Origin of the sequence: Paraburkholderia caledonica (genome assembly GCF_000383275.1) — a bacterium.
GTDB classification, from domain to species: Bacteria; Pseudomonadota; Gammaproteobacteria; order Burkholderiales; family Burkholderiaceae; genus Paraburkholderia; species Paraburkholderia caledonica.
In genome coordinates this window covers 137647-161367 of sequence record NZ_KB911035.1, presented here as the reverse complement: position 1 = coordinate 161367, position 23721 = coordinate 137647, and the positions used below count along the sequence as shown (strand labels likewise).

Sequence of the window (23721 nt, the reverse complement as noted above, 5' to 3'; positions counted from 1 at the left end):
GAGGCGGGCGCAAAGAGCAAACAGGCGGGCCAGCAGGCAAGCGGACAAGCAAACGAGGTTAATCGCAAACGAGGACAACGATCATGTGGGTGGTCAAGATCGGGGGCAGCCTGAGTCATGAGCCGGCGCTGCGCCAATGGCTCATCGAGCTATGCGAAGTGGGGGGCGGGCGCGTCGTCATCGTTCCGGGCGGCGGCGATTTCGCGGACAAGGTGCGGCAGTATCAAAGCGAGTGGAGCTTCGACGACCTCGCCGCGCACAACATGTGTTTGCTGGCCATGACGCAATACGCGCTCCTCATGCAAGGAGTCTTGCCCGAACTCGTGCTCGCTTCGAGCGAGGCGAAGATCCGTCGCGCGCTGCGCGACGGCCACGTCGCCGTGTGGGTGCCGACTGCGCTGATGCGCGACACCCCCGACGCGATGAGCAACTGGGACACAACTTCCGACAGCCTGGCCGCGTGGCTCTCGACGATGCTGAACGCCGAGCGGCTGATCGTCGTGAAGTCCTGCCCGATCTTGGGAAACGAACGGCTCGAGACGCTTGCAGCCGCGGGCGTGGTAGACCGCAGCTTTGTCGATTACGTGAACGAGGCGAACTACGTCGTCGAGCTGTTCAATAAGGACAATGTCGAACTGATGCGCGACCGGTTGCTGAATACGCCGGTGATCTGACTGCGCTGCCTCGCAGAGGCGGTTGAGCTTGCCAATCTAGCCGAGCCGAGGTTAGGGCATAGAGCGGATCAGTCATGCCGCCCATGCAGCGTGCTACACGCGGACCGCGTCGGCCGCAGCCCGATCCGCCGCCATACCGGCAGCGCCAACATCGCCTGAGCCGCGATGCAATGCGTCCGCCCATTGCGCGACGCGCTGCGGATCGAGCCGCGAGCGCCTGCCGTCGACGCACAACGCGGTTCGAAAACCCGCCACGTCAGGCGCGAGCGCGCGAATCTGTTCCAGCTGCGCCCAGCCGAGCGAACCGGCAACGCCGCACATTCCGCCTCGTTCGCGCGTGAGTCGCAGCCATCGCCCGAGCGTGTCGGTGTCCACATGATCGAACAGCGTGCTGCCGTCTTTGGCGGAAGTGTCGAACATCACGCCGACAAAACCGAGAGACGCCGCGTGCGCGGCCAGCTCGCCGTTCATGCCGCCATCGCAAAGCAACACCGGCACGACAGCCGCCGGCAGGTTCGCCAGTTGTTCGAGGCAACGGCGAGCGGCCGGTCCAGGCGTCACGCCTACTTTCACGTAATCGACGCCCGTGTCGCTCACTTCGATCACGCGCGCGGCGATTTCATCCAGCGCATCCGCGGGAAAATCGCCGATCGTCGCGCTAATCGGCTTGACCGGATAACGGGCGCGAAGCTCGCGCACGATCCGCGCGATGTCGCCGATATCGAGCCCGCCCAGCGCGCCCGCGTGCGGTTCCTTCAGGTCGATCAGATCGGCGCCTGCGCGGGCGGCATCCAATGCTTCGTCGTACGAGCGGACGCTCGCAAGCAATGCGGTCATCGGTGTTCTCCGAAAAAAGCGGGAAAAACGCGAGTGGTACGCAACTAATACGTGTCAGGCGGCCTGGCCACCCGGCGATGCAAGACGTTCGCGGTGCCGCGCGATCGCGGCGGTGAGCCAGCCCCACGCGGTGCGTTCGGCGTCGCCGGCTGTTTTGTCGATGGCGATCTGCAGATACGCCATTTCGCGATCGACCTTGTCGGCCGGCAGCATGAAGAGCCGGCTCACGAGAATTGCGCCTTCCACCACGGCGGCCTGCGCGCGGTTGAAACCGGCGAACGGCGCATGCGTTTCGCGGTACACGCATTTCATGCGCAGTACCGGGCGCTCGTTGTCGTCACGCAATTCATCGAGTTCGAGTTCGGCATGCGCGAGCGACTCGGCGAGCCGCACGCTCGCCACATGGCTTGCGGCGAGCGTCGGCCAATCGGTCGCGCAATGCGTGACGCAGCCGGCAAAGATGCGGACATCGGTAGTGAAATTGAGGACCGCCGCGCGCGAGGCGACAATATTGTCGAGCGTCACGGACGGACGGAACGGCGAGAGAATGACGAACTCGCCCTCGTAACGGGCTCCCATCGGCGCGACATGAGGACGGCCATCGCACGCTGCCGTAGTGACGATCGTTTCGTGAATCATGGATGGGAACGCGTGTCCTGGCAGCGCTCTAGGCCGCCCGTTCAGCTAACGATTAACAATCGATCCGCAGAGGGGCCGCATCACGCGGCCCATGCGGGCTTTAACGCGTAGCGATATACATCGTGATTTCGAAACCAAAACGCATATCGGTGTAGCTCGGAGTCGTCCATTGCATAAGGTGCTTCCTCCATCGAGTTGATACAGCGTTGCGCCGTCGGCCCGACACACTGCCGGACTGCATTGGCGTAATCGACTACGCAAGCTCCGTGCCGGACCGGCAACGAAGACTGGAGCAGCCTATGCCGCGCCGCAATACAGCGTTCGCCGAATAACGGCGGCGGGCAGGCCCGCGCGGCATGGGCGCCGCACGAGCTTCTGGCGCGGCGCACTGTTCCGATAATGCAGCAAAGTGTTCCACCGCGCACGAAAGACCCTGATGCGCGTGTCACATACGGCGCGCATGCAACTTCACACTTTCGATGGCCATTCAGGAGCGGAGCCGGCCTCATGCTTACGCCGCGATTTCACCGAAGCAAGTTGCAAACGAGTGGTGACAGGTTCCTTTCTTCGCACTTGCCGAAAGCGCGCTCCACGATATGCGATCGATAATGGATCGATTAAGTCTGCCAAATAAAATCGTGAATTCTCAACAATGACGTCCTTGCCTACAGTGCACTCAAGCGCTTCGTTCTTCCGGCAGCGCGCCTGTTCACAATCGAGGATACGTCATGAACGATTTCAGTCAACCGGTGATCGAGTCCCTGCACAAGCCGCGCGATGCGGGCAATGCGCGCGAGCGCTATGCCGCCGGCGTCATGAAGTATCGCGAGATGGGCTACTGGCAACCGGATTACACGCCGAAAGACACGGACGTGATCGCGCTCTTTCGCATCACGCCGCAACCGGGCGTCGAGCCGGAAGAGGCTGCGGCGGCCGTGGCCGGCGAATCGTCGACGGCAACATGGACCGTGGTGTGGACCGACCGGTTGACCGCGTGCGACATGTACCGCGCAAAAGCGTATCGGGTCGATCCGGTGCCCGCGTCGAACGCGGCCGAGCCGCAGTACTTTGCGTACATCGCGTATGAACTCGATCTGTTCGAAGAAGGCTCGATCGCGAACCTGACGGCGTCGATCATCGGCAACGTATTCGGCTTCAAACCGCTGAAAGCGCTGCGGCTCGAAGACATGCGCATACCTGTTGCTTATCTGAAGACCTTTCAGGGGCCGCCGACGGGAATCGTCGTCGAACGCGAGCGGCTCGACAAGTATGGCCGTCCGCTGCTGGGCGCCACCGTCAAGCCCAAACTCGGTTTGTCTGGCAAGAACTATGGCCGCGTCGTGTACGAAGGTTTGCGCGGCGGCCTCGATTTTCTGAAGGACGACGAGAACATCAACTCGCAGGCTTTCATGCACTGGCGCGACCGCTTTCTGTTTTCCATGGAGGCGGTGAACCGCGCGCAAGCGGAGACCGGCGAGGTCAAGGGCCACTACCTGAACGTAACGGCGGGCACGATGGAGGAAATGTATGAGCGCGCCGAATTTGCGAAGGAACTGGGTTCATGCATCGTGATGATCGACCTTGTGATCGGTTGGACCGCGATTCAGTCGATGTCGCGCTGGGCTCGCAGGAACGACATGATTCTGCACCTGCACCGGGCGGGGCACAGCACATACACGCGTCAGCGCAATCACGGCATTTCGTTTCGCGTGATCGCGAAGTGGCTGCGCATGGCGGGTGTCGACCATGCGCATGCGGGCACGGCGGTGGGCAAGCTCGAAGGCGATCCACTGACCGTGCAGGGGTTTTACAACGTGTGCCGCGAGGCGCGCAACGAAGTCGACCTGTCGCGCGGCATATTCTTCGAGCAGCCATGGGCGGGCTTGCGCAAGGTAATGCCGGTGGCCTCGGGCGGCATTCACGCGGGACAGATGCATCAACTGCTCGACCTGTTCGGCGACGACGCGATCCTGCAGTTCGGTGGCGGCACCATCGGTCACCCTGGCGGCATTCAGGCGGGCGCCGTGGCCAATCGCGTCGCACTCGAGGCGATGGTGAAAGCGCGTAACGAAGGACGCGACATTCGTCACGAAGGCCCGGACATTCTGGAGGCCGCGGCGCGCTGGTGCGGGCCGCTGAAGCAGGCGCTCGATACCTGGCGCGACGTGAGCTTCAACTACGCATCGACCGATTCACCGGATTTCGCCGCCACGCCGACCGCGGCATAAGCGGCGCATCGAAAGATTCCTGGTGCAGGTTCGCAGCAGTGCCGACGCACTGCGCGGGAGACCGTGTGCGCCGTCTGAACGTTGCAGTCAATCAATCGCGAGGTACGTCATGCGCATTACACAAGGCACGTTTTCTTTCTTGCCGGAACTCACGGACGAAGAGATCGGTTTGCAGATCGACTACGCGCTCGGCCAGGGCTGGGCCTGTTCCGTCGAATTCACCGACGACCCGCATCCGCGCAACACGTATTGGGAAATGTGGGGTCTGCCGATGTTCGACCTGCACGATGCGGCCGGCGTGCTGCAGGAAGTGAAGGCGTGCCGCGCCGCGCGGCCGCAGCACTACATCAAGGTCAACGCGTTCGACTCGGTACGCGGATTCGAGACGATGCGGCTGTCGTTCATCGTCAACCGGCCCGATGACGAGCCGGGTTTCCGGCTTACGCGTAGTGATGGACCCGGGCGTGTGCAGCGATATGGGTTGTCGGGCTACGCGAGCGACAGGCCATCGGGCGAGCGCTACGGTCCGGCGCGCTGATAGCGGCGACGGGAGCGTAATGAGGTGCCGCGGAGGTGCCGCGGAGGTCCCGCGAAAGCGTGACCAATGCGTGACCAATGTGCGACTAGAGCGCGATGACCGGAGGGAGAAAGCATGACCGAAGCTGCCGTTATTGACGCCGACGCACCGTCGTCGGCAGCCGGGCACGACGCACCGGACGACCGCGCGGCAACGCACGCGAGCCGCGGGTTGCCGCCGCATATCGACCTCGCCGCGCTTTATCGCGACTCCGGCATCGGCGACGTGCTCGCGGAACTCGACCGCGATCTCGTCGGCCTCGCGCCGGTGAAAACGCGCATTCGCGAGATCGCCGCGCATCTGCTCGTCGAACGGGCGCGCGAATCGCTCGGTCTCGCGAGCGGCGCGCCGACGCTGCATATGTGCTTCTCTGGCAATCCCGGCACCGGCAAAACGACGGTGGCACTACGCATGGCCGAGGTGCTGCATCGGCTTGGTTACATTCGCCGCAATCATCTCGTCTCCGTCACGCGCGACGATCTGGTCGGCCAGTACATTGGCCATACCGCGCCGAAAACGCGCGATGTGCTGAAGCGCGCGATGGGCGGCGTGCTGTTCATCGACGAAGCGTATTACCTGTATCGCCCCGAAAACGAACGGGACTACGGGCAGGAAGCCATAGAAATTCTGCTGCAGACAATGGAAAACCAGCGCGACGATCTGGTGGTGATCCTCGCCGGCTACGCGTCGCGCATGGAAGTGTTCTTCGAAAGCAATCCGGGTTTTCGCTCGCGCATTGCGCATCACATCACGTTTCCCGATTACGGCGACGCGGAACTGCTCGACATTGCCGAGCGCATGCTCTCGACCTTGAATTACCGCTTCGACACCGATTCACGGCGCGCTTTCGCGGATTACCTCGCGCGGCGCACCCGTCAGCCGAATTTCGCCAATGCGCGCTCGGTGCGCAACGCGCTGGACCGCTCGCGGCTGCGCCAGGCGAATCGTCTTTTCGCCGCGGCGATGCAGGGCGGCGCGCCGATCGACGCGGCCGCGTTGACACTCATCACGACCGAAGACATTCGCGCAAGCCGCGTATTCGCCGAGCCGCTCGCGCAAAACGCCGAGCCGTCCGGGCCTTTTCTTCCGTCGGGCGCGGAAGAGCCGGGCGCCACTGCGTCGGGCGCCGCTGCGTCGCGTGCCGTGACGGCGCCGCCAGGCTGAAACAGAACAACCTCAGGAGATCGCCATGCAAGACGGACGCACGACCCTTTCGAAGTTTCTCATCGACACGCTCGACCGCCAGCCTTGCACGGCGGGAGCGGCACAGAACGCGGGGCTATCCGCGCTGCTGATCGACGTAGCCGCGGCCATCAAGTCGATCTCCGCGATGCTGACCAAGGGGGCGCTCGGCGGTAATTACGGATCGGCGCAAAGCATCAACACACATGGCGAGGAGCAGAAGAAGCTCGACGTCGCCACCAACGAAATCTTCGTGCAGCAGTGCGAGTGGGACGGGCTGCTTGCCGCGATGGCCTCCGAAGAAATGGAGAGCGTCTACACGATTCCGCAAGGCTACCCACGCGGCGACTATCTGCTTGCGTTCGATCCGCTCGACGGCTCGTCGAATATCGACATCAACGGCGTGGTCGGTTCGATTTTTTCGGTGCTGCGCAATGTGGATGAGCGTTCCGCCGACATGGATCGACCGGTCGGCGAATCCGCGTTTCTGAGGCCTGGCCGCGAGCAGGTCGCGGCGGGCTACGCGATTTACGGCCCTTCGACGATGCTCGTGCTCTCGGTAGGCAACGGCACGCATGGTTTTACGCTGGAGCGCGAGATCGGCAATTTCGTGCTGACGCACTCGAACATTCGCATTCCGGAGAACACCGCCGAGTTCGCGATCAACGCGTCGAACGAACGCTTCTGGGAGCCGCCCGTGCGCCGCTACGTGCAGGAATGCAAGGACGGCCGCACGGGCTGCCGTACAGAGGACTTCAACATGCGCTGGATTGCCTCGATGGTCGCGGAGGTTCATCGCATCCTGATGCGCGGCGGCGTGTTCATGTATCCGCGCGACTCGAAAACGCCGGTCATGGAAGGGCGCCTGCGGCTTCTGTATGAAGCCAATCCGATGAGCTTTCTGGTCGAACAGGCCGGCGGCCTTTCCATCACGGGCCGCGAGCGCATTCTCGACGTGGTGCCGCATGCGCTGCATGGGCGCGTACCCGTGATTCTCGGCTCGCGCAACGAAGTGGAGCGCATTGGCCGCTATCACGGCGAATACGACCGTGGCGAGGACCGGCCGTTCACGTCGCCGCTCTTTGGCCGCCGCTCGCTTTTTCTGCCGGGTTTCACCGCCTGAGCGCAAGACGCCAAGGCTCGCACAACCGGCCGAACAGAACACTACTATCCGGAGACAAACGCATGTCAGTCAAACACCCGATCATCGCGGTGACCGGTTCGAGCGGCGCCGGCACCACAACCGTGATGAAGAGCTTCACCCATATCTTCAGGCGCGAGAAGATCAACGCACAGATCGTGGAAGGCGACGCCTTTCATCGTTACGACCGCAACGGCATGCGCGAAGCGATGAAGCAGCACGAGCGCGACGGCGTACCGAACTTCAGCCATTTCGGACCAGAGGCAAATCTGCTCGAAGAACTGGAGGCGCTGTTCGCGAGCTATGGCGAGAACGGCACCGGCAAATTTCGCCACTACGTGCACGACGAAACTGAAGTGCGGCTCTACAAGCAGGATGCCGGGACGTTCACACCGTGGGAAGACGTGCAGCCCGGCACGAACCTGATGTTCTACGAAGGCCTGCACGGCGCGGCAGTGACCGATCGCATTGACATCGCGCGGCATGCGGATCTTCTGATCGGCGTCGTGCCGATCATCAATCTCGAATGGATTCAGAAACTGCATCGCGATCAGACTATGCGCGGTTACTCGCACGAGGCGGTGGTCGATACGATCCTGCGGCGTATGCCTGATTACGTGAACTACATATGTCCGCAATTCTCGCGCACGCACGTGAATTTTCAGCGTGTGCCGACCGTGGATACGTCGAACCCGTTTATCGCGCGCGAAATTCCGCAGCCCGACGAGAGTTTTGTCGTGATCCGCTTCGCGCGGCCCAAAGGTATCGACTTCCAGTACCTGCTGACGATGCTGCACGACTCCTTCATGTCGCGTCCCAACGTGATCGTCGTTCCGGGCGGCAAGATGGGGCTCGCCATGCAACTCATCTTCACGCCGATGATTCTGCAACTGATCGACCGGCGATCAAGGGCATGAGTCGAAGCGGCATGAGCCGCAAGGGTCTGAGCCTTCCACGCTCCGGCTTTGCAGCGAGACATTCAGTGCAGGTTTTGAAGGAGACATTCGATGAGTGCCGTCGCAGAATCCATTGCATATCCCGAGACCCGCGTGATGGCCAACGCGCTGCGCATGCTCGCGATCGACGCCGTCGAAGCGGCAAAGTCAGGCCACCCCGGCATGCCGCTTGGCATGGCAGAGATCGCCGTCGCGCTATGGGACCGGCATTTGAAACACAATCCGCGCAATCCGGCATGGCCCGATCGCGACCGCTTCGTGCTGTCGAACGGACATGGCTCGATGCTGTTGTACGGGCTGCTGCATCTCACGGGCTACGACCTTGCTATTGACGAACTCAAGCGGTTTCGTCAATTGCATAGCAGGACGCCGGGGCACCCCGAGGTTGGCGTAACGCCGGGTGTCGAGACGACGACCGGCCCGCTCGGACAGGGCCTCGCCAACGCGGTCGGCATGGCGCTCGCCGAGGCACTGCTCGCGCGCGAATTCAACCGGCCCGGTCACACGATCGTCGATCATCGCACGTATGTGTTTGCCGGCGACGGCTGCCTGATGGAAGGTATCTCGCACGAAGCGGCGTCGCTCGCGGGAACGCTGAAGCTCGGCAAGCTCACGGTGCTTTACGACGACAACGGCATCTCCATCGACGGACATGTCGCGCAGTGGTTCAGCGACGACACGCCCGCGCGTTTCGCCGCATACGGCTGGCACGTGGTGCGCGACGTGGACGGCCATGACGTCGACGCTGTCGACCTCGCGCTGCGGGACGCGCGCGCGGCTGGCAAGCCCACGTTGATCTGTTGTCGCACCGTTATAGGCAAAGGGTCTCCGTCAAAAGCGGGGACGCACGACGTGCACGGCGCACCGCTCGGCGCTGAAGAGGCCGAGAAAACGCGGCGCGCACTGGGCTGGCCGCATCCGCCCTTTGCGATTCCGCAAGAGATCCGCGCGCAGTGGGATGCGGGCGGGCGCGGCGAGGCCGCGGAGGCCGACTGGAAGCGCCGCTTCGATGCTTATCGCGAGCACTATCCGCACGAGGCTGCCGAATTCGAGCGCAGAACGCGAGGTGCGCTCCCCGCGCATTGGCGCGATACGGTTCGCGCGATGCTGCGCGACGCTGACAGTGCGGCTCAATCCATCGCGACGCGCAAGGCGTCGCAGCAGAGCATCGCCGTGCTCGCCCGCGCGTTGCCGGAATTGCTGGGCGGCTCGGCCGATCTGACCGGCTCGAACCTCACCAACTGGCATGCCGCCGTGGACATTCACGCCGACGAAGCCGGCCTGCAAGGCGGCAACTATCTGCACTACGGCGTGCGCGAGTTCGGCATGAGCGCGGCGATCAACGGTATCGCGTTGCATCGCGGGCATATAGCATTTGGCGGCACTTTCCTCACGTTTTCCGACTACTCGCGCAACGCGCTCCGCATGGCCGCGCTGATGAAGACGCGCTCGATCTTCGTGTTCACGCACGACTCGATCGGCCTGGGAGAAGACGGGCCGACTCATCAGTCGGTTGAACACGCAGCGAGCTTGCGGCTGATTCCCGGACTCGACGTCTGGCGTCCGTGCGACACGGTAGAGACGGCGCGCGCGTGGGCGAGCGCGGTAGAGCGCGAGGGACCGTCGTGCCTGCTGCTGAGCCGGCAGAACCTGCCGTTTGTTGCACGGGAGAGCGAGCAGATCGACGCGATCGAGCGGGGCGGTTATGTGCTGCGGGACTGGCACGATGCGTCGAAGTCCACGCATTCACACCAGGAATCGCGGCTGATACTGATCGCTACGGGATCCGAAGTTTCGCTCGCGCTCGATGCGCTCGCCACGCTCGCTGCCCTGGGTATCGCTGCGCGCGTGGTGTCGATGCCGTCGACGAGCGTGTTCGACCGGCAGGCCGACACATGGCGCGATGCGGTGTTGCCGCCCGGCGTGCCGCGCGTCGCCGTGGAAGCGGGCGTGCGCGCGTTCTGGCGTCAGTATGTGGGTCTGGAAGGCGGCGTGGTAGGTATCGACACCTTTGGCGAATCCGCCCCGGCCGCCGATCTGTTCGACCATTTCCAGTTGACCGCGCAGGCTGTCGTGGACGAAGCCCGTCGCGTCGTGCTGCGTGCTAAGTGAACAGAATCCGATTCGTCTTCGAGGAGTTTGCAATGGCCTTCATAGCACTGCGTCAACTATTGGATCACGCGGCCGAGCACGGCTACGGCGTGCCCGCGTTCAACGTCAACAACATGGAGCAGATTCACGCGATCATGCAGGCCGCGGAAGAAACCGCGAGTCCGGTGATATTGCAGGCGTCGGCGGGCGCCCGCAAATATGCGGGCGAGCCTTATCTGCGCCACCTCGTGCTGGCCGCGCTCGAAGCGCATCCGGACATTCCGCTCGTGCTGCATCAGGACCACGGCGCGAGTCCGGCGGTGTGTCAGCAGGCAATCCGTTCGGGCTTTACATCCGTGATGATGGACGGCTCGTTGCTGCCCGATCAGAAAACACCCGCAACTTATGACTACAACGTCGAGGTGAGCCGGCGCGTGGTGGACGCAGCGCATGCGGTGGGTGTTTCCGTCGAAGGGGAACTCGGTTGTCTCGGGTCGCTGGAAACCGGCATGGCCGGCGAGGAAGACGGCGTTGGCGCGCAAGGGCAGCTCACGCGCGACGATCTGCTGACCGATCCGCGCGAGGCGCAGATTTTCGTGGAATCCACTGGCGTCGACGCATTGGCGATTGCGATCGGCACGTCGCACGGCGCCTATAAATTCAGCCGCGAACCGACGGGGGATATTCTTGCCATCGGCCGGATCGTCGAAATTCACGAGCGGATTCCGAACACGCATCTCGTGATGCACGGTTCGTCGTCGGTGCCACAGGAATGGCTCGCGATAATCCGTGAATTCGGCGGCGAGATTCCCACCACGTACGGCGTTCCGGTTGAAGAAATCCAGCGCGGCATTGCGCACGGAGTACGCAAGGTGAATATCGACACCGACATCCGGCTCGCAATGAGCGGCGCAATGCGCAAGTCGCTGGCGAACGCGCGGGCCGAGTTCGATCCGCGCGCCGCGTTGAAGGCCGCAACGGCGGCCGCGCGCGGTGTTTGCGTGGAGCGCTTCGAGGCATTCGGCTGCGCAGGGCAGGCGCCGCGCATCAAGCCATTGCCGCTCGACGCGATGGCGCGCCGATATCACTGAGCAAGGAGACAGGCATGCGTGATTTTCTGATTGCTCCTTCGCTGCTGTCTGCCGACTTTGCGCGTCTCGCCGAAGAGATTCGCGATGTCACCGCAGCCGGCGCCGACTGGATTCATCTCGATGTAATGGACAACCATTACGTGCCGAATCTCACGGTCGGGCCGCTCGTTTGCGCGGCGATCCGGCCGCATACGCGCGTGCCGATCGACGTGCATCTGATGACCATGCCGGTCGATCCGCTCGTCATCAGCTTTGCGGAAGCCGGTGCGAACACGATCAGTTTTCATCCGGAAGCATCGCTGCATGTCCATCGGACCATCGAACTGATCAAGACGCACGGCGCGCGCGTCGGGCTCGCGCTCAATCCTGCGACGCCGCTCGCAGTGCTCGACCATGTGATCGAGCGGCTCGACGTGGTACTGGTCATGTCGGTGAATCCCGGCTTCGGCGGTCAGGCCTTCATTCCCGAGACGCTAGAGAAACTGCGCGTACTGCGCGAACGCGTCGACGCAACCATGCAGCGCACCGGACGCGCGTTGCTGATCGAAGTGGATGGTGGTGTGAAGGCGTCGAACATCGCGCCGATTGCAGCGGCGGGTGCCGACGTGTTCGTGGCCGGCTCGGCGGTCTTCGGCGCCGACGACTATGCGCAGGCCATGGGCGCGATGCGTGCCGCGCTCGCGCAGATGAGCGAAGCGAACGAAGCGTTAGCGGAAGCGCGCTGAACGGTCGTACCGTGCGTGCTCACCGTTTCTTCATCGTCTCGCCGGGCGCGCACCAGGCGGACAGGTCCTGCTCGGGCCGATCGACGGCGCAGCCCCAGTCGAGCGGCTGGTCCTGATCGAAGCGCTTGCCGAGCCGCCACGCGATCTCAGCGCGTGCAAGCTGCACGCCCATATAGAAGGCGTGGCCGCCGTCTGCTTCCAGATGAAGGTCCGGATAGAACTCGAATGGATCACCGCCACGAAGATGTCCGTCGCGGTTGTAGACGTGAATGGCCTCGGCACTCACCTGCACGCGGAAATTCGGGTCGCGCACCTGCCGGGCAAATTCGTCGATCTCGGCGGGACTGTATGGAAACGGGCGCTTCGCATGCACTGTCGCAAGATCGCCGTCGATGCCCTTGGGCAGCACCTGCGCTTCGCGGGCGGCATGCATCACACGACGCGCGATGTCGGCTTCGCGCACGGCCCGCCGAGCATGCAGACTGACGGACGTGGTAAGCACCGCACTCACACGAAGCTCCGCCGCCATGCCGAGCAACACGGCGTTGATGCCGCTGGTGTCCGCTTCGGTCAACTCGGTCACGTTGCCGATGCCCATCATGATCGCAACGTCTGGATAGCGTTCGCGCAGTCTCACGTAACGCGCGATCGACGTAGCGAGGCCGAACGGGATCGGATCGAGAATCGGATCGGCAAGAAAAGCGCGGCCGCGCGCGGTGAACCGCTCGATGGCTGCGTCGAGCGAAGCGGGATCGCGTGAATCGCGTGCGACGAGAATCGGCGTGGACGGCACTTCGTCCGCGATCCACAGCGTGTCGAGGTTCAGGCTCATCAGATAGTCGGCGCCTGCGCGGCCGCCGCGCAGCAACTCGTCGGTGTGCATCGAATCGACGCTCACGCGATAGCCTTCGGCCTTCAGCCGGCGTACCGCGTCTTCGAGATGCGGGAACGGTGTTTCCGGCAAGCAGCCCAAGTCGATCACATTTGCGCCCTGTGCGGCATAGTCGCGAGCACGCGCGGCAATGCCGTCCAGGTCGAGGCGCGGCGCGTCGACGATCTCCGCGAAAATCTCGGTCTCGTAGCGCGAGAGGTCCACCGGCTTCGCCTCGCGGCCGAAGAACTGCGGCAGGTCTTTTACTTCTTCCGGGCCGCGTTCGAACGGCACGCCATAGTGTTCGGTCAGCGCCGCGAGGTCGCCTCGGCATCGACCTGGCACGATCACGCGCTGTGCCGCGAGCGGCGCGGGCACGCGGCGCCGGATCATGTCGGCGGTCATTAGTGCGGCGACTTGCAGACCGATTTCGCGGATTTCCCAACTGAACGGCGTCGGCGCCATGCTTTCGAGCACGCGGAGCAGGCTCTTTTCGGCGAGCCGGCCGGTCAGGAAGACGATGTGGTCCATGTCAGTGAGCGCCGAGTGGCAGGGTCATACCAGGTCGAGCGTCGCGAGGCGTTGATCGAGAGCCGTCTTCAGTTCATCCAGCGAGCGCACGACCGTCGTGTATTCGATGCGCGACAGGCGCTCCACGTTGTCGAGTTCGATCGTTCGCGGTCTTAGTTCGACCCATTCGTTCGGGCTTTGTGTGACGACCGTCGGTTCCGTGTCGCATGCAAAGACGATGCCCGGTATGCACTGCTTGCCGGCCTGCGCGTACATGTTGGTGGGCAGCGTGTCGGAGATGCCGAACGCGCATTTGGCCACCGTGTTGCTGGTGGCCGGCGCGATGATGACAGTGTGATACATGCCGTGATACAGCATGCCGACCGGCACGCCGCTCGCGCTCTTGTCGCGGAACACGTTGAAGCGCTCGCGCAGTCTGGGCAGCTTCCAGCCGTAAAGCGGCAGCACTTCCTCGGCTGCGGCGGAGAGAAAAAGGTCCGTGCGCGGCAACGCCAGCGCGAGTTCGATCGACTCCTCGAGCAGATGGCCCGAGCCCGTCACGCACCACGCAAAGCGCGCGTCAGGCTTGAAATCGGCGAGCTTGCGAGCGGGCGCCTGGGTCATGCGCTATGAGCGTGCGGCGAACCGTCGGGCGGCGATCCGTCGGGCGGCGCGCCGTCGAAGGACTGTTCGTCGGCTGGGTCGTCGAGATCGGTGCCGTCGTGCCCCGAGCCGTCATGCGACAGACGGATCTGCAGCCGGCGCATCTTGCGATACAGCGTATTGCGGCTGATGCCCAGCGCCTTCGCCACGTTACTCACGTTCCAGCGATTTTCTTCGAGCATCGCAAGAACGGTCCCACGTTCGTTCAACTGGATTGCGTTCAGCGCGGAAAGATCGGGGTCGTCGTCCGGATGGGGCGCCGGCTGCGCAACCGGGTGCGACACGACGGGCGTCGCGACTAGCGGATCGCGCTGCGTGACTTCCACAGGCAGATCTTCGCAGCGGATCGGTTGTCCGTCGCATAGCGCGATCGCCATCTGCAGCACATGTCGCAACTGACGGATGTTGCCAGGCCATGCATAGCTCAACAACGCCTGCTCGGCTTCTTTCGTTAGCTCCGGCGGATCGTTATCGGTCTCCGCCTCGAGCAGATGATGAATTAGCGGCAGCTTGTCGACGCGCTCGGCGAGCGGCGGCAGATTCAGTTCGACGCCCTTCAGGCGGTAATACAGATCCTCGCGGAACTGTCCGCCGTGCACGAGTTCGAGCAGGTTGCGGTGGCTTGCGCTGATCAGCTGGAAATTGACCTTGACGGTAGTTTCCGCGCCGAGCGGCGTGACCTCGTGCTCTTCGATCACACGCAGTAGCCGCGCCTGCAACGCGAGCGGCATGTCGCCGATCTCGTCCAGAAACAGCGTGCCGCCGTTGGCCTGCACGATCTTGCCACGGCGTCCTTCGCGCTGAGCGCCAGTGAACGCGCCCGCGCGATAGCCGAACAGTTCGCTCTCGATCAGGTTCTCCGGCAACGACGCGCAATTCACCGGCACGAACGGCCCCGACGAATGCGGGCTGATGCTATGCAACGCCTGCGCGAAGACTTCCTTGCCGGTGCCCGTTTGCCCTCTGAGGATGATCGGAATCTTGCGTTGGACGACGCGCACGCCTAGCTGGATCTGCGAGGCCATGCGTGGATCGCCGAACTCCAGATGCGCGATTTCATCGAGCCGGGCCGGCGGTGGGCGCTTTTCGGGTGCGCTCGTGCGCGCCACGGGCGCTGTCACGGCGACGCGCGTGCCGCGTGCCGCCGCATTTTGCGCGGTCTGCGCGACGAGGAAAAAGCGGTTCGTCGCGTTGGCGCTGTACACGGTGACCGGATGAAACGAGCCGCGAATGCTGCGCGCGATCATGTCTTCGAGCGACGCGTTGAACGCCTCCTCGATACGCCGTCCGCGCAGTTCGCTAAGCGAGCGGAAGCCGAGCTGGAAGAGGGCGCTGCGGTTCGCCGCCAGCACGGTACTGTCGTCCGCTACCGCAAGCTTTCCGCCATGCAGTGTGCCGACGAACTCCGGGCGGCTGTGAAAGTGGATCATGTTCGCATGACGATAGCGCGCGTCGAGCAAACGGTTTTCGATCATCTGGCGCGACATGCCGACTAGCACCAGAGAGTGCTGCTGCAACAGTTTCGAGCGGCTCGTGACGTCGAGTACGCCGGCAATCTCGCCGCGGTCGTCGAAGATCGGCGCGGCGGAGCAGGTGAGCGACGTGTAGCGCGGATAGAAATGCTCGTGCTGGCAGACGGCAATGCAGTCGCGTTCGGCGAGGCACGTACCCATTCCGTTGGTGCCCGCTTCGCGCTCGCTCCACAGCGCGCCGACGCGGAAGCCGTCGGAGGCGACCGCTTCCGCGAACGGTACGGACGACACCTGGTGGACGATCACGCCGCCCGAGTCGACCAGCACCACGGCAAGTTCGGGATCGGCCAGCTGTTGATAAAGCGTGGTCATTTCCAGCTTCGAACACGCGATCAGATCGCCCATGGCCTCACGGCGCGAGCTTAGTTCGTAGTCCGTCAGGATGGGCGGCGTGACAAAGCGGGAAGGGTCGAGCTGAAACTCGTTGACACAACGCGCCCACGATTGAGCGACTGGCTCGCTCGTCGGACGTGTCGCCAGTTGATGATTGACGACGTTGAGAATTTCACGGACGTGCATGGAGCTGTCAGCAAGCAACGACATGGGGTTCGTCTCCGTTGCGGCAACTTCACGCGCGCCGAACGTTGCCTTGCGAAATGTTGCATTCGCATGGGCTTCGCCTGCGTGTCACGAGTGCCGCTTTATCGATAATGTCATCCCCTGGCGCCGCGGCTTCTGTGTCGTGCCCTGTCCGTATGCGCACTGAGTAATACGCCCGCTGTTTCCGTTTACTGTCAGGCGTTGGCTTAAAACTTTACGCTCGATGTCGCTCACGTTCAATAAGAAGTCGCATCAATAGTACAAGGTGTGCCCGCTTTTTGCTTTTAATGTCGGCATGCCCTGCCCGGGGCCTGCATTGACGTTGCGCGGCACAGAGCGCTTCGCGCGCGAGTCATTGTGTGCTGCTCTGCGTTTACCCGGGTTGCGTCTCTTAACTTGTTGCCGCTACGCGGCGGAGTACACCATGGACCGTATCGATACCGTTCGCCTTGCCAGCTTCTGCGCCGCCGATGCGCAGGCGCCTCGCGCGGGTATGCCCTGGGGTGCGCCTTCGGAGGGCCTAACCTCGGGCACGCCCAAGCGCATGGACATCGTGTTTATCGAGAACTTTATCGGTCAGACGATTATAGGTATCGACAGCAGCGAGTTGCATGTGCCGCAGTCCGTGCGGATGAACCTCGCGATCGGCGTGCCCGCGATTCGCGCCTGTACGACGGATCGCATCGAGGACACGATCAACTATGCTGCGGTGCGCAGCGCGTTGCATGCGCTGCTGGAGTCGCACGGTGTGCGTCTACTCGAAGCGCTTGCCGAAGCGGTGGCGCGCCTGCTGATCACCGATTTCGGCGCGCACTGGGTCCGCGTGTCGCTCGCTAAACCGGCAAAATTCGACGACGTAGCGGCCGTCGGCGTGCAGATCGAGCGCCAACGCAGCGATATGCCAAAAGCGGGTGGACCTGCGAGTTATGCGTCGCTTGGCGAGGGGCTGATTCCGGACTGAGCCCGCGAGGCCCGGATATGCATCGTCCGGGCGCACCCGCGCCCACGCCGGGCTAACCTGCCACATCCGCTATTTCGACGCCGCAGTTTTATCGCTGCCCAATCCGCAACTGCGGTAGGCGTCCGCTTGCAACGTACGAAATTTCTTCGTCTGCGCTTTCGCATGGTCGACCCGGAACTCCGAGCCGCCTTCGCCGCCGAGCGTCGCATACTTAGCGAAGGTCGATTGATCGACGAACTCGTCATACGGGAGCGCGGTCGCCATTTTGTCGATCACGCACGAGCATTTATAGACGTTCGCGAAATCGTGCCCGTTGTCGTCCATGCAGGACAGCACGTATTCGACGCGTCCCTGCGTCGGGTAGTTGTAGCCTGACGACGGCGCCGGCGTTTGTTGCGGATCGCCGTCCGCCCAGGCGAGCGGCGCGGCAAGCGCAATGCAGGCAAAGGCCGCCAGCGCGCGACATCGTAGGGTCATCTCATGCCTCTGTGAGAGCAATTGCACGATGGCATCATGCGAGGCCCGCGCGGACCTGTTTTGCGGCTGTGTCCGCGCGGGCCGGGAGCCATCAGTTCGGAGCGAACGGATGCGCGACGCTGCTCTTCTTCGACACGACCTCCGCAGCGCTCGGTTCGCCTTTGACGGCACGCTGGATCGCCTCGCGCGTCGCCTTGTAGTTGTACTCCTGAATCTTCTTGTCGTCGTCCGCCTGCCAGTGAATAAAGACGCCGACGCATAGGAACAGGTCGTCCGCCTCGTCCTGCGGGATCGTGCCGTCCTCGACGCTGTCAGCGACAGCGAGCGCGACGGCATGCTGCGCCGGCCCGAACATCTGCACCGCCTGTTTCGCGCCCTTGATCGTGACCTTGTTGAAAAGGATCGTGTTGGGCTTGGTGAGCAGGTTCGGCGCGACGACCGCGAGCAGCGATGTGAAGCCGTCCTTATTGTTGGTTAGCGCATGACAGAATGCGGTTTCCGCAGCGGAACCTCGCGGTCCCATCAGCAAGTCGATGTGTGCGACCTCGTTGCCGTCGCCGACGAGCGACTCGCCTATCAGGACGCGGTTGATCTTGGCCATGCTGTTCCTCCGATGAGTGGAATGGGGACTTGCCGACTGACTGACACGCCGCCTGAACGGTCCTGGTCCGCGATCGCCTGGCAGCGGTTGATGCACGGTGGCATTAACTAACAGAATCCGTGCCAGTGCGGGGCGCGTCAGCCTCGGATGGCGCGCCGTTTAAGGTGCCCGGCTCATCGAGGCAAAGTGCGACGAACAGCGTCGCCACCGTCAGGTCCGCGCTGGTACCGGGATTGATGGCAGCCGCTTTCATTTCGGCATCCCATGTATCGAGGGACCGATTGCCCGCGGCGGCGCTCGTTTGCGTGAGCGTGCGACGCCATTGCGCGTGCCGCTCGCGTGCCGTTCGCGTGACACTCTGCGCCACCCCAAGTCCATGCTTACGCACAATGTGCGAGTCGGGCCACGTGCTGAAGAACGTGAGGAACACGTTCAGCGTGGCGATGCGCGGATCGTCGGCCGGAACTTCGCGCCACGCGGCGAGGCCGGTTTCGAAAATGTCGCGGAAGCCCTCGGCGTACTGGCGCGCGATGCTGTCGCGCGAGGCGGCGAGTGCCATCGCGGCGCGCAACGCGACTGTCGGCGCGTCGTGCACCGATTGCTCGGGAGCCTCGCCGAGACCGCCCGGATTGGCGAGCGCGATCGCGCGGTATGCGAGGCGGGAGTCGTCGATATCGAGGCTAGCAAGCACGCGCCCGGTTGCCGCGTGCCACGCGTGGGCCGACAGCGGGTGCGCGGTTTCTTCGAGCGCTGCGGCGAGAGGAGCGACCAGCAGCAGGATGCCCAGGTTCGTATTGCAGCCGACCGTGGCGCGCGTGCGCGTGACCGCATCGAGCAGGCGCTGGCCGACGGGCATGCCGCGCGCGAACAGCGCGTCGGCGGCCGCGTCGGCGCTCGCGATGAACTGCGCCGCGCTCATGCCGTGGCCTTCGCTATCCACGCTGACATTGCCTGGCTTCGGTGTCTCGACGTCCAGCCGGCAGGCTGTCAGGAAGGCAGCGCGAGCATGCTTTGAGTCGGTGACGAATCGGGGCGTGTTCATATCGGCGGGAGCCCCGGAACCTCTCGAACTCGCCGCGCACTGTAGCGGCTCTTGTAGCCGCTCAAGCAGCCGCTCAGGGCCATCGCGAGCAGAAAACCCCGCAGCCGCTCAGCCATGGCGTCCGTGCAGCGCCACCACCGCCGCCACCTCGCCGCGCTGCGCGGGCAGCTTGCGGAACAGCAGATCGTCGGCGAGCGCCGCTGCAATGTCGATGGACGTTACCGATTGCAGGCCGCGCCACGCCGCCACGCCGTTGACCTCCAGCACGAGCGGCCGGGCGGCGTCGTGAGGGTCGGGAATCAGGTCGACACCCGCGTAGTCGAGCCCGAGCGCCTCGGTGGCGCGCACGGCCGTTTGCGCGAGCGCGGGGTCCAGCTCGGCCGCCTCGCACGTGGCGCCCTGCGCGAAGTTATGAATCCAGCCTTTGCCGCCGATGCGCCGCATCGCCGCCACCGCGCGGCCGCCGATCACGAGCACGCGCCAATCGAAGCCTGGCCTGCCGCCGTCGATAAAACGCTGCAGATACGCCACCTGGCTGTACGGCTTCAACGAAGGCAGCGGTGCCAGCGCGCGCGGCGGCGTGCTGCGCAAGCCGAGCCGTTTCAGCCCATGGCCTTGCGAGCCGAACAGCGGTTTGAGCACGACCTGGCGTCCGGCCGCCGCCTCACGCATCAGGACGCGCTGCGCAAATGCTGCCGATTCGCCGGCCCACGTGGCGGGCATAGGCACGCCGTGGCGATGCAGCAAAAAACTCGTCATCGATTTGTCGACGCTGCGTTCGATCGCGCGTGCGTCGTTGTAGACCGGCACGCCCGATTCGCGCAGCGCATGCAGGATGCCGAGCCGCAACGTCACCTGCTCGAACGTGCCGCCTGCGATGCCACGCACAAAAACGGCGTCGGGCAGCCCATGGCCGAAGCCCGGCAGCACGAGCCCATGCGGTTCCCACGTCGTGTCGATGCGGCAATCGGCGAGGTCGATGCAGCGCGCCTCCGCACCACGCGCGCGAAACGCTTTTTTCAGGCGCCCGGTGTGCCAGCCGGTTTCGTCGGTCATGATCGCGATGCGCAGCGGGGCCTGCGCGCCGGGCGTGTCGGTGCCCGCGTCCATGGCCGTCGAGTCGCTGGGCAAAGGCAGACTCATGGCTTGCCGCTCCATTGACCGTGCAGCAGGTCCGCGTCGACGGCGCCGCCGTGATAGGTCGCGCCGCTTTCGAGGCTGCTCACCCACACTTCAGCCGGGGCGAACAGCGCAGGGTCGATCTGGTAGAAGTCGAAATTGAACGATGTGAAGATATCCGCGAACGGCCGGCCGTGATCGCGCGAAGTCGATGCGGGCAGTTCCGCGGCGAGCCGCCGTGCCACCGCGTCGTGCTTCACCGTGAGATGCACGCGGCCGCCGTACAGGATTGCGTCGTTGGTGCGGCCCATTGCCTGAACGCCGTCCGGCGCCGGCGGCGGCAACGGCGCGGAGCCGCCGGCTTCCACCACCTCGTCCAGTGCGACGCCCAGCACATGCGTTTTGTGCAACGCAACCTCGACGACCCGCGCCACTACCTGCACCGTTCCCGCGACAGACGGTGTCGGCGTGGTGACGACTGTCAACCGCTCGGGCGCAAGACCGCAGTCGTGCACCACCTTGTCGATGATGAACTGCGGCGGCAGACGGTCCACTTCGAGCACGAGCACGCCGCGCTCGTGACGATCTCGATAACCGAGTTCGGCGAAGAGCGGCTCCTTCACCGCAAGCGCGCGCGCCGGGCCTGATCCGAGAGAGAAAAACTTCTTGCCGCCGGTCTGCTCCTTCGTTGCCGCGAGGCTCCATCCCGCGTATTGACTGGCGAGGCAGGCCAGCACCGGCCACGACGTGCGCACTTCAATCGTGCTCGGCCACAGCGGCCTCGCATCCAGGCTCTCGCGCACGGTCACGTGGCCGAGGCCGCCCATGCAGATGCGAGCGATCAGCACGCCCGCCGCGACGCTGCCGGGCGCAGCCACGCCCGCGTCGACGAGCACCGTGCCGTTCGCCGTGCGGCTAATCGCGGCGCCGAAACGCGGGGCGTCGTCGACGAGACGGGCGACCAGACGTTCGCTGAGCGCGTTGACGCTCAGTGCGGCGGCATCCGCGAGCGGCGGCCTGGGTTCGTCAGGAGTGGCAGTGGATGAAGGCACAGTCGGGTTCATAGCAGGGCTCATGGCAGGTTTCGATTCGTTGCAGCACCAGCGTGTGCTGGGCGTCGAGCGCATGCCGTACCGCGTCCACCGAAGCGGCGCGCACGATGAGCGTACAGACGGGCTGGCCGGCTTCGACCCATGTGCCGGGCATCGGCACGTCGCGGCAACGCGGATCGCGCATGCAGGCATCGCTGAACGCTTGCGAGACAGCGAACGGACGCGGCGCGAACAGCACCTGTTGACCGGCGCGCCACGTCGCACGCGGGGGTTCGGCGGGCAGACGGCCGTGACGGCAGGCGTCGATATGACTGGCGACGAGCCCGCGTGCCCATGCATCGGGCGAGGCGGTTTCGTAAAGCGTCATCGTCGACGAAGGGCGTGTGTTGATTTCGAGCAGTTCGAACGAATCGCCGTCGAGCAGAAAGTCGCAGCTATTGATGCCGCTAAGCCCGACGCGCGCGCACAACGCGGCGATCGCCGCCCGAACGCGCACCTCGACGGCGGGCGGCAGGTCGATTGGGCCGATGGAGCCCGCATGCACGAACGGCAAGTTGCCCATCGCGCACGTAAGCTGGTGCGCGAAGCCGATCACGCGCGCGCTGCCGCGCGCCGCGATAAAAAGCGCCGACATCGCGACGCCTCGGCTGTGGCGCTGGAAATAGACTTGCGCGGGAACGCGTGCGTCGGTGACCGCAGGGAGCGGCTCGACGTGCGTTCCGCCGCAGCCGTCCGCGCGTTTCGCGAGCCAGCCCTGCGGCGCGGCGGGGCGCGTGAAGGCGACCGGCGGATGCGGAATGCCGAGTTCGTCGAGCAGCGCGAAGAAGCGCCGCGGATCACGCACGGCAGCGGTGGCGTCGACGGAATTGCCGATGAAGCGCGGCAGGCCCGGCGCGCTGCGCAACTGCGCAACGAATGGTTCGAGCCCGCTGCCGTCGATCCAGCCGATCATGCCCGGCAGGCGCGCGCTGCGTTCCAGCGCGTCGGTGAGCCGCGCGGCGTCGATCGACAACGGGCCGCCGCCGATGTCGAACCACAGTTCGGAGGCCTCGCGCGTATCGCAGTCGCCGAACACGTCGAGCGCGACGACCCGCAAGCCCGCACGCGCGGCGGACTGCGCGAGCATCCGCGCGGACAGGCCCGCCACCGCGACGAACGGCGCACGCGCTGGAGATGGACGCATGGTCATGGCTGGTGCTCCCGCACAGTTTGCCGCTCAGCCAAGACCGGCCGCGACGGCGCGCGCCTCGTCGAACGCTTGCGGAAAACTCAGGTAGACGGGTTTGCCGCCCGTGCGCATCCGCGTGAACAGCCGGTGTTCGACCTGATATTTGACATTGCCGATCGCCAGTGCGCCGATGCCGATTGCGCCGCCCGTGGTGGGCACACCTTCGATCGGCTTGCCGTCGTTCATCACGTTGACGCCGGCAATGCCTTCGGGCGGCACCGCGTTGACGTCGGCGGCGATCAGCAGACGGCGCGCATGTTCGAGGTCCTCGCGGGTCACCACCTGGACGCCGGCGATCGCCGTGGCCAGCACGATCTCGGCCTCGCCGAGCACCGCGCGCAGTTCGGCGGGAGTCGCCGTGCCCACGCCTTTGGTCACGATGCCAAAGCGCTGGTTCAGATCGTCGCTGACCCGCACCGCGCGCGCCTGGTCGGTGTGGCTCCCGATCGACACATCCGCGCCGAGCGAAGCCGCCATCGCCGCCGCCACGCGACCGACGGCGCCGGTGCCGCCGAGAATCAACACACGCTTGCCGCCCAACTCCATCCCATAGGCCTTGCCCAGATGCCGCTCGGCCAGCGCGACGAGCGCGGCGGCGGTCGTGTATGCGCCGCTCGGATCGGCGAACACGGACACCTCGAACGGCGGGACCATGGCTTTGCGCGCGGTGTCGAGCATGTCGGCGGCGAGCATCACATCCCGTCCGCCGATGAAGATGCCGGTGCGCGCCACGCCTTTCGGGCCGCGCGAAAAGATCGCGTCCTGAGTGAGGTTGGCGACCATTCCGGCGTCGACATTGCAATACGGCACGATGATCTGGTAGCCGGCGTCGGCGGCCATATTGACGTCGAACGGACTCATCTGCGGCGTGGCCGTGAACATGTGCAGGATGTAGGGCCTTTCGGCAGGTTTTTCAGCGGGTCTTTCAGCGGGTCTTTCAGTAGTGTCGGACATGGCAGGGGGCTCGTTTCAGTGACGATGTCA

At 64.4% G+C, this 23721-nt stretch carries 23 protein-coding genes; 10 read left to right on the top strand and 13 right to left on the bottom strand.

Going from position 1 to position 23721, the window contains the following annotated elements; all coding sequences use genetic code 11:
• Window positions 1-83: 83 nt before the first annotated feature.
• Window positions 84-674, top strand: coding sequence for an amino acid kinase family protein (locus H281_RS0106865; protein ID WP_020066346.1), 591 nt, complete (start codon window positions 84-86; stop codon window positions 672-674).
• Window positions 675-767: 93 nt separating this feature from the next.
• Here H281_RS0106865 and H281_RS0106860 read toward each other — a convergent pair whose 3' ends face one another.
• The 3 genes from H281_RS0106860 to pqqA all read right to left on the bottom strand — a co-directional run bounded on the left by H281_RS0106860 (window position 768) and on the right by pqqA (window position 2325).
• Window positions 768-1511 carry a (5-formylfuran-3-yl)methyl phosphate synthase gene (locus tag H281_RS0106860; protein ID WP_020066345.1) on the bottom strand — a complete coding sequence of 248 codons (744 nt, stop codon included), beginning with the start codon at window positions 1509-1511 and terminating at the stop codon, window positions 768-770.
• Window positions 1512-1565: 54 nt separating this feature from the next.
• Window positions 1566-2150: a DUF447 domain-containing protein gene (locus tag H281_RS0106855; protein ID WP_020066344.1), complete on the bottom strand. Its 585-nt coding sequence runs from the start codon at window positions 2148-2150 to the stop codon at window positions 1566-1568.
• A gap of 100 nt (window positions 2151-2250) precedes the next feature.
• On the bottom strand, window positions 2251-2325 hold the full coding sequence (pqqA, locus tag H281_RS35895) for a pyrroloquinoline quinone precursor peptide PqqA (RefSeq protein ID WP_013342881.1): 75 nt from the start codon (window positions 2323-2325) through the stop codon (window positions 2251-2253).
• 553 nt (window positions 2326-2878) lie between these two features.
• On the opposite strand from pqqA, the gene H281_RS0106850 reads away from it, so the two are divergent.
• The 8 genes from H281_RS0106850 to rpe all read left to right on the top strand — a co-directional run bounded on the left by H281_RS0106850 (window position 2879) and on the right by rpe (window position 12141).
• Window positions 2879-4378: a ribulose-bisphosphate carboxylase large subunit gene (locus H281_RS0106850; protein WP_020066343.1), complete on the top strand. Its 1500-nt coding sequence runs from the start codon at window positions 2879-2881 to the stop codon at window positions 4376-4378.
• Between the two features lie 109 nt (window positions 4379-4487).
• On the top strand, window positions 4488-4916 hold the full coding sequence (locus H281_RS0106845) for a ribulose bisphosphate carboxylase small subunit (RefSeq protein WP_020066342.1): 429 nt from the start codon (window positions 4488-4490) through the stop codon (window positions 4914-4916).
• A 114-nt stretch (window positions 4917-5030) separates the two neighbouring features.
• A complete protein-coding gene (gene cbbX, locus H281_RS0106840) occupies window positions 5031-6119 on the top strand; it encodes a CbbX protein (RefSeq protein ID WP_020066341.1) in 1089 nt (362 codons plus the stop codon).
• Window positions 6120-6144: 25 nt separating this feature from the next.
• Window positions 6145-7260, top strand: a complete 1116-nt coding sequence (locus tag H281_RS0106835; protein WP_020066340.1) for a class 1 fructose-bisphosphatase — start codon at window positions 6145-6147, stop codon at window positions 7258-7260.
• A gap of 62 nt (window positions 7261-7322) precedes the next feature.
• Complete coding sequence (locus H281_RS0106830; protein WP_020066339.1) at window positions 7323-8195, top strand: phosphoribulokinase; 873 nt, start codon at window positions 7323-7325, stop codon at window positions 8193-8195.
• A 90-nt stretch (window positions 8196-8285) separates the two neighbouring features.
• A complete protein-coding gene (gene tkt / locus H281_RS0106825) occupies window positions 8286-10346 on the top strand; it encodes a transketolase (RefSeq protein WP_020066338.1) in 2061 nt (686 codons plus the stop codon).
• 32 nt (window positions 10347-10378) lie between these two features.
• Window positions 10379-11416, top strand: coding sequence for a class II fructose-bisphosphate aldolase (fba, locus tag H281_RS0106820; RefSeq protein WP_020066337.1), 1038 nt, complete (start codon window positions 10379-10381; stop codon window positions 11414-11416).
• Between the two features lie 14 nt (window positions 11417-11430).
• Window positions 11431-12141 carry a ribulose-phosphate 3-epimerase gene (rpe, locus tag H281_RS0106815; protein ID WP_020066336.1) on the top strand — a complete coding sequence of 237 codons (711 nt, stop codon included), beginning with the start codon at window positions 11431-11433 and terminating at the stop codon, window positions 12139-12141.
• Between the two features lie 19 nt (window positions 12142-12160).
• On the opposite strand, the gene H281_RS0106810 is transcribed toward rpe, so the two are convergent.
• The 3 genes from H281_RS0106810 to H281_RS0106800 are packed head-to-tail and all read right to left on the bottom strand — an operon-like array spanning window position 12161 to window position 16260.
• Window positions 12161-13543, bottom strand: a complete 1383-nt coding sequence (locus H281_RS0106810) for a DUF6513 domain-containing protein (RefSeq protein WP_020066335.1) — start codon at window positions 13541-13543, stop codon at window positions 12161-12163.
• 24 nt (window positions 13544-13567) lie between these two features.
• On the bottom strand, window positions 13568-14146 hold the full coding sequence (locus H281_RS0106805; protein WP_020066334.1) for a flavoprotein: 579 nt from the start codon (window positions 14144-14146) through the stop codon (window positions 13568-13570).
• On the bottom strand, window positions 14143-16260 hold the full coding sequence (locus H281_RS0106800) for a sigma-54-dependent Fis family transcriptional regulator (protein WP_020066333.1): 2118 nt from the start codon (window positions 16258-16260) through the stop codon (window positions 14143-14145). Before H281_RS0106800 ends, H281_RS0106805 begins: the two co-directional genes overlap by 4 nt.
• Before the next feature lie 421 nt (window positions 16261-16681).
• Between H281_RS0106800 and H281_RS0106795 the strand changes: the two genes are divergently transcribed.
• Window positions 16682-17218, top strand: a complete 537-nt coding sequence (locus tag H281_RS0106795; protein ID WP_020066332.1) for a dihydroneopterin aldolase — start codon at window positions 16682-16684, stop codon at window positions 17216-17218.
• 69 nt (window positions 17219-17287) lie between these two features.
• Here H281_RS0106795 and H281_RS0106790 read toward each other — a convergent pair whose 3' ends face one another.
• From H281_RS0106790 to H281_RS0106760, 7 genes are all read right to left on the bottom strand, one after another.
• Window positions 17288-17695 (bottom strand): hypothetical protein, encoded by a 408-nt coding sequence (locus tag H281_RS0106790; RefSeq protein ID WP_020066331.1) that lies wholly within the window; start codon window positions 17693-17695, stop codon window positions 17288-17290.
• 91 nt (window positions 17696-17786) lie between these two features.
• Window positions 17787-18296: a formaldehyde-activating enzyme gene (gene fae, locus H281_RS0106785; RefSeq protein WP_020066330.1), complete on the bottom strand. Its 510-nt coding sequence runs from the start codon at window positions 18294-18296 to the stop codon at window positions 17787-17789.
• Between the two features lie 103 nt (window positions 18297-18399).
• Window positions 18400-19338 carry a triphosphoribosyl-dephospho-CoA synthase gene (locus H281_RS0106780; RefSeq protein ID WP_020066329.1) on the bottom strand — a complete coding sequence of 313 codons (939 nt, stop codon included), beginning with the start codon at window positions 19336-19338 and terminating at the stop codon, window positions 18400-18402.
• Window positions 19339-19446: 108 nt separating this feature from the next.
• The gene (locus H281_RS0106775) at window positions 19447-20481 is read right to left on the bottom strand and encodes an ATP-grasp domain-containing protein (RefSeq protein ID WP_020066328.1); all 1035 of its coding nucleotides are present in this window, start codon (window positions 20479-20481) and stop codon (window positions 19447-19449) included.
• Window positions 20478-21521, bottom strand: a complete 1044-nt coding sequence (gene mch, locus H281_RS0106770) for a methenyltetrahydromethanopterin cyclohydrolase (protein ID WP_020066327.1) — start codon at window positions 21519-21521, stop codon at window positions 20478-20480. Before mch ends, H281_RS0106775 begins: the two co-directional genes overlap by 4 nt.
• The gene (locus tag H281_RS0106765) at window positions 21484-22698 is read right to left on the bottom strand and encodes an ATP-grasp domain-containing protein (RefSeq protein ID WP_020066326.1); all 1215 of its coding nucleotides are present in this window, start codon (window positions 22696-22698) and stop codon (window positions 21484-21486) included. The genes mch and H281_RS0106765 overlap by 38 nt, the downstream gene beginning before the upstream one ends.
• Window positions 22699-22725: 27 nt before the next feature.
• Window positions 22726-23691, bottom strand: a complete 966-nt coding sequence (locus tag H281_RS0106760) for an NAD(P)-dependent methylenetetrahydromethanopterin dehydrogenase (RefSeq protein WP_027804353.1) — start codon at window positions 23689-23691, stop codon at window positions 22726-22728.
• Window positions 23692-23721 lie beyond the last annotated feature (30 nt).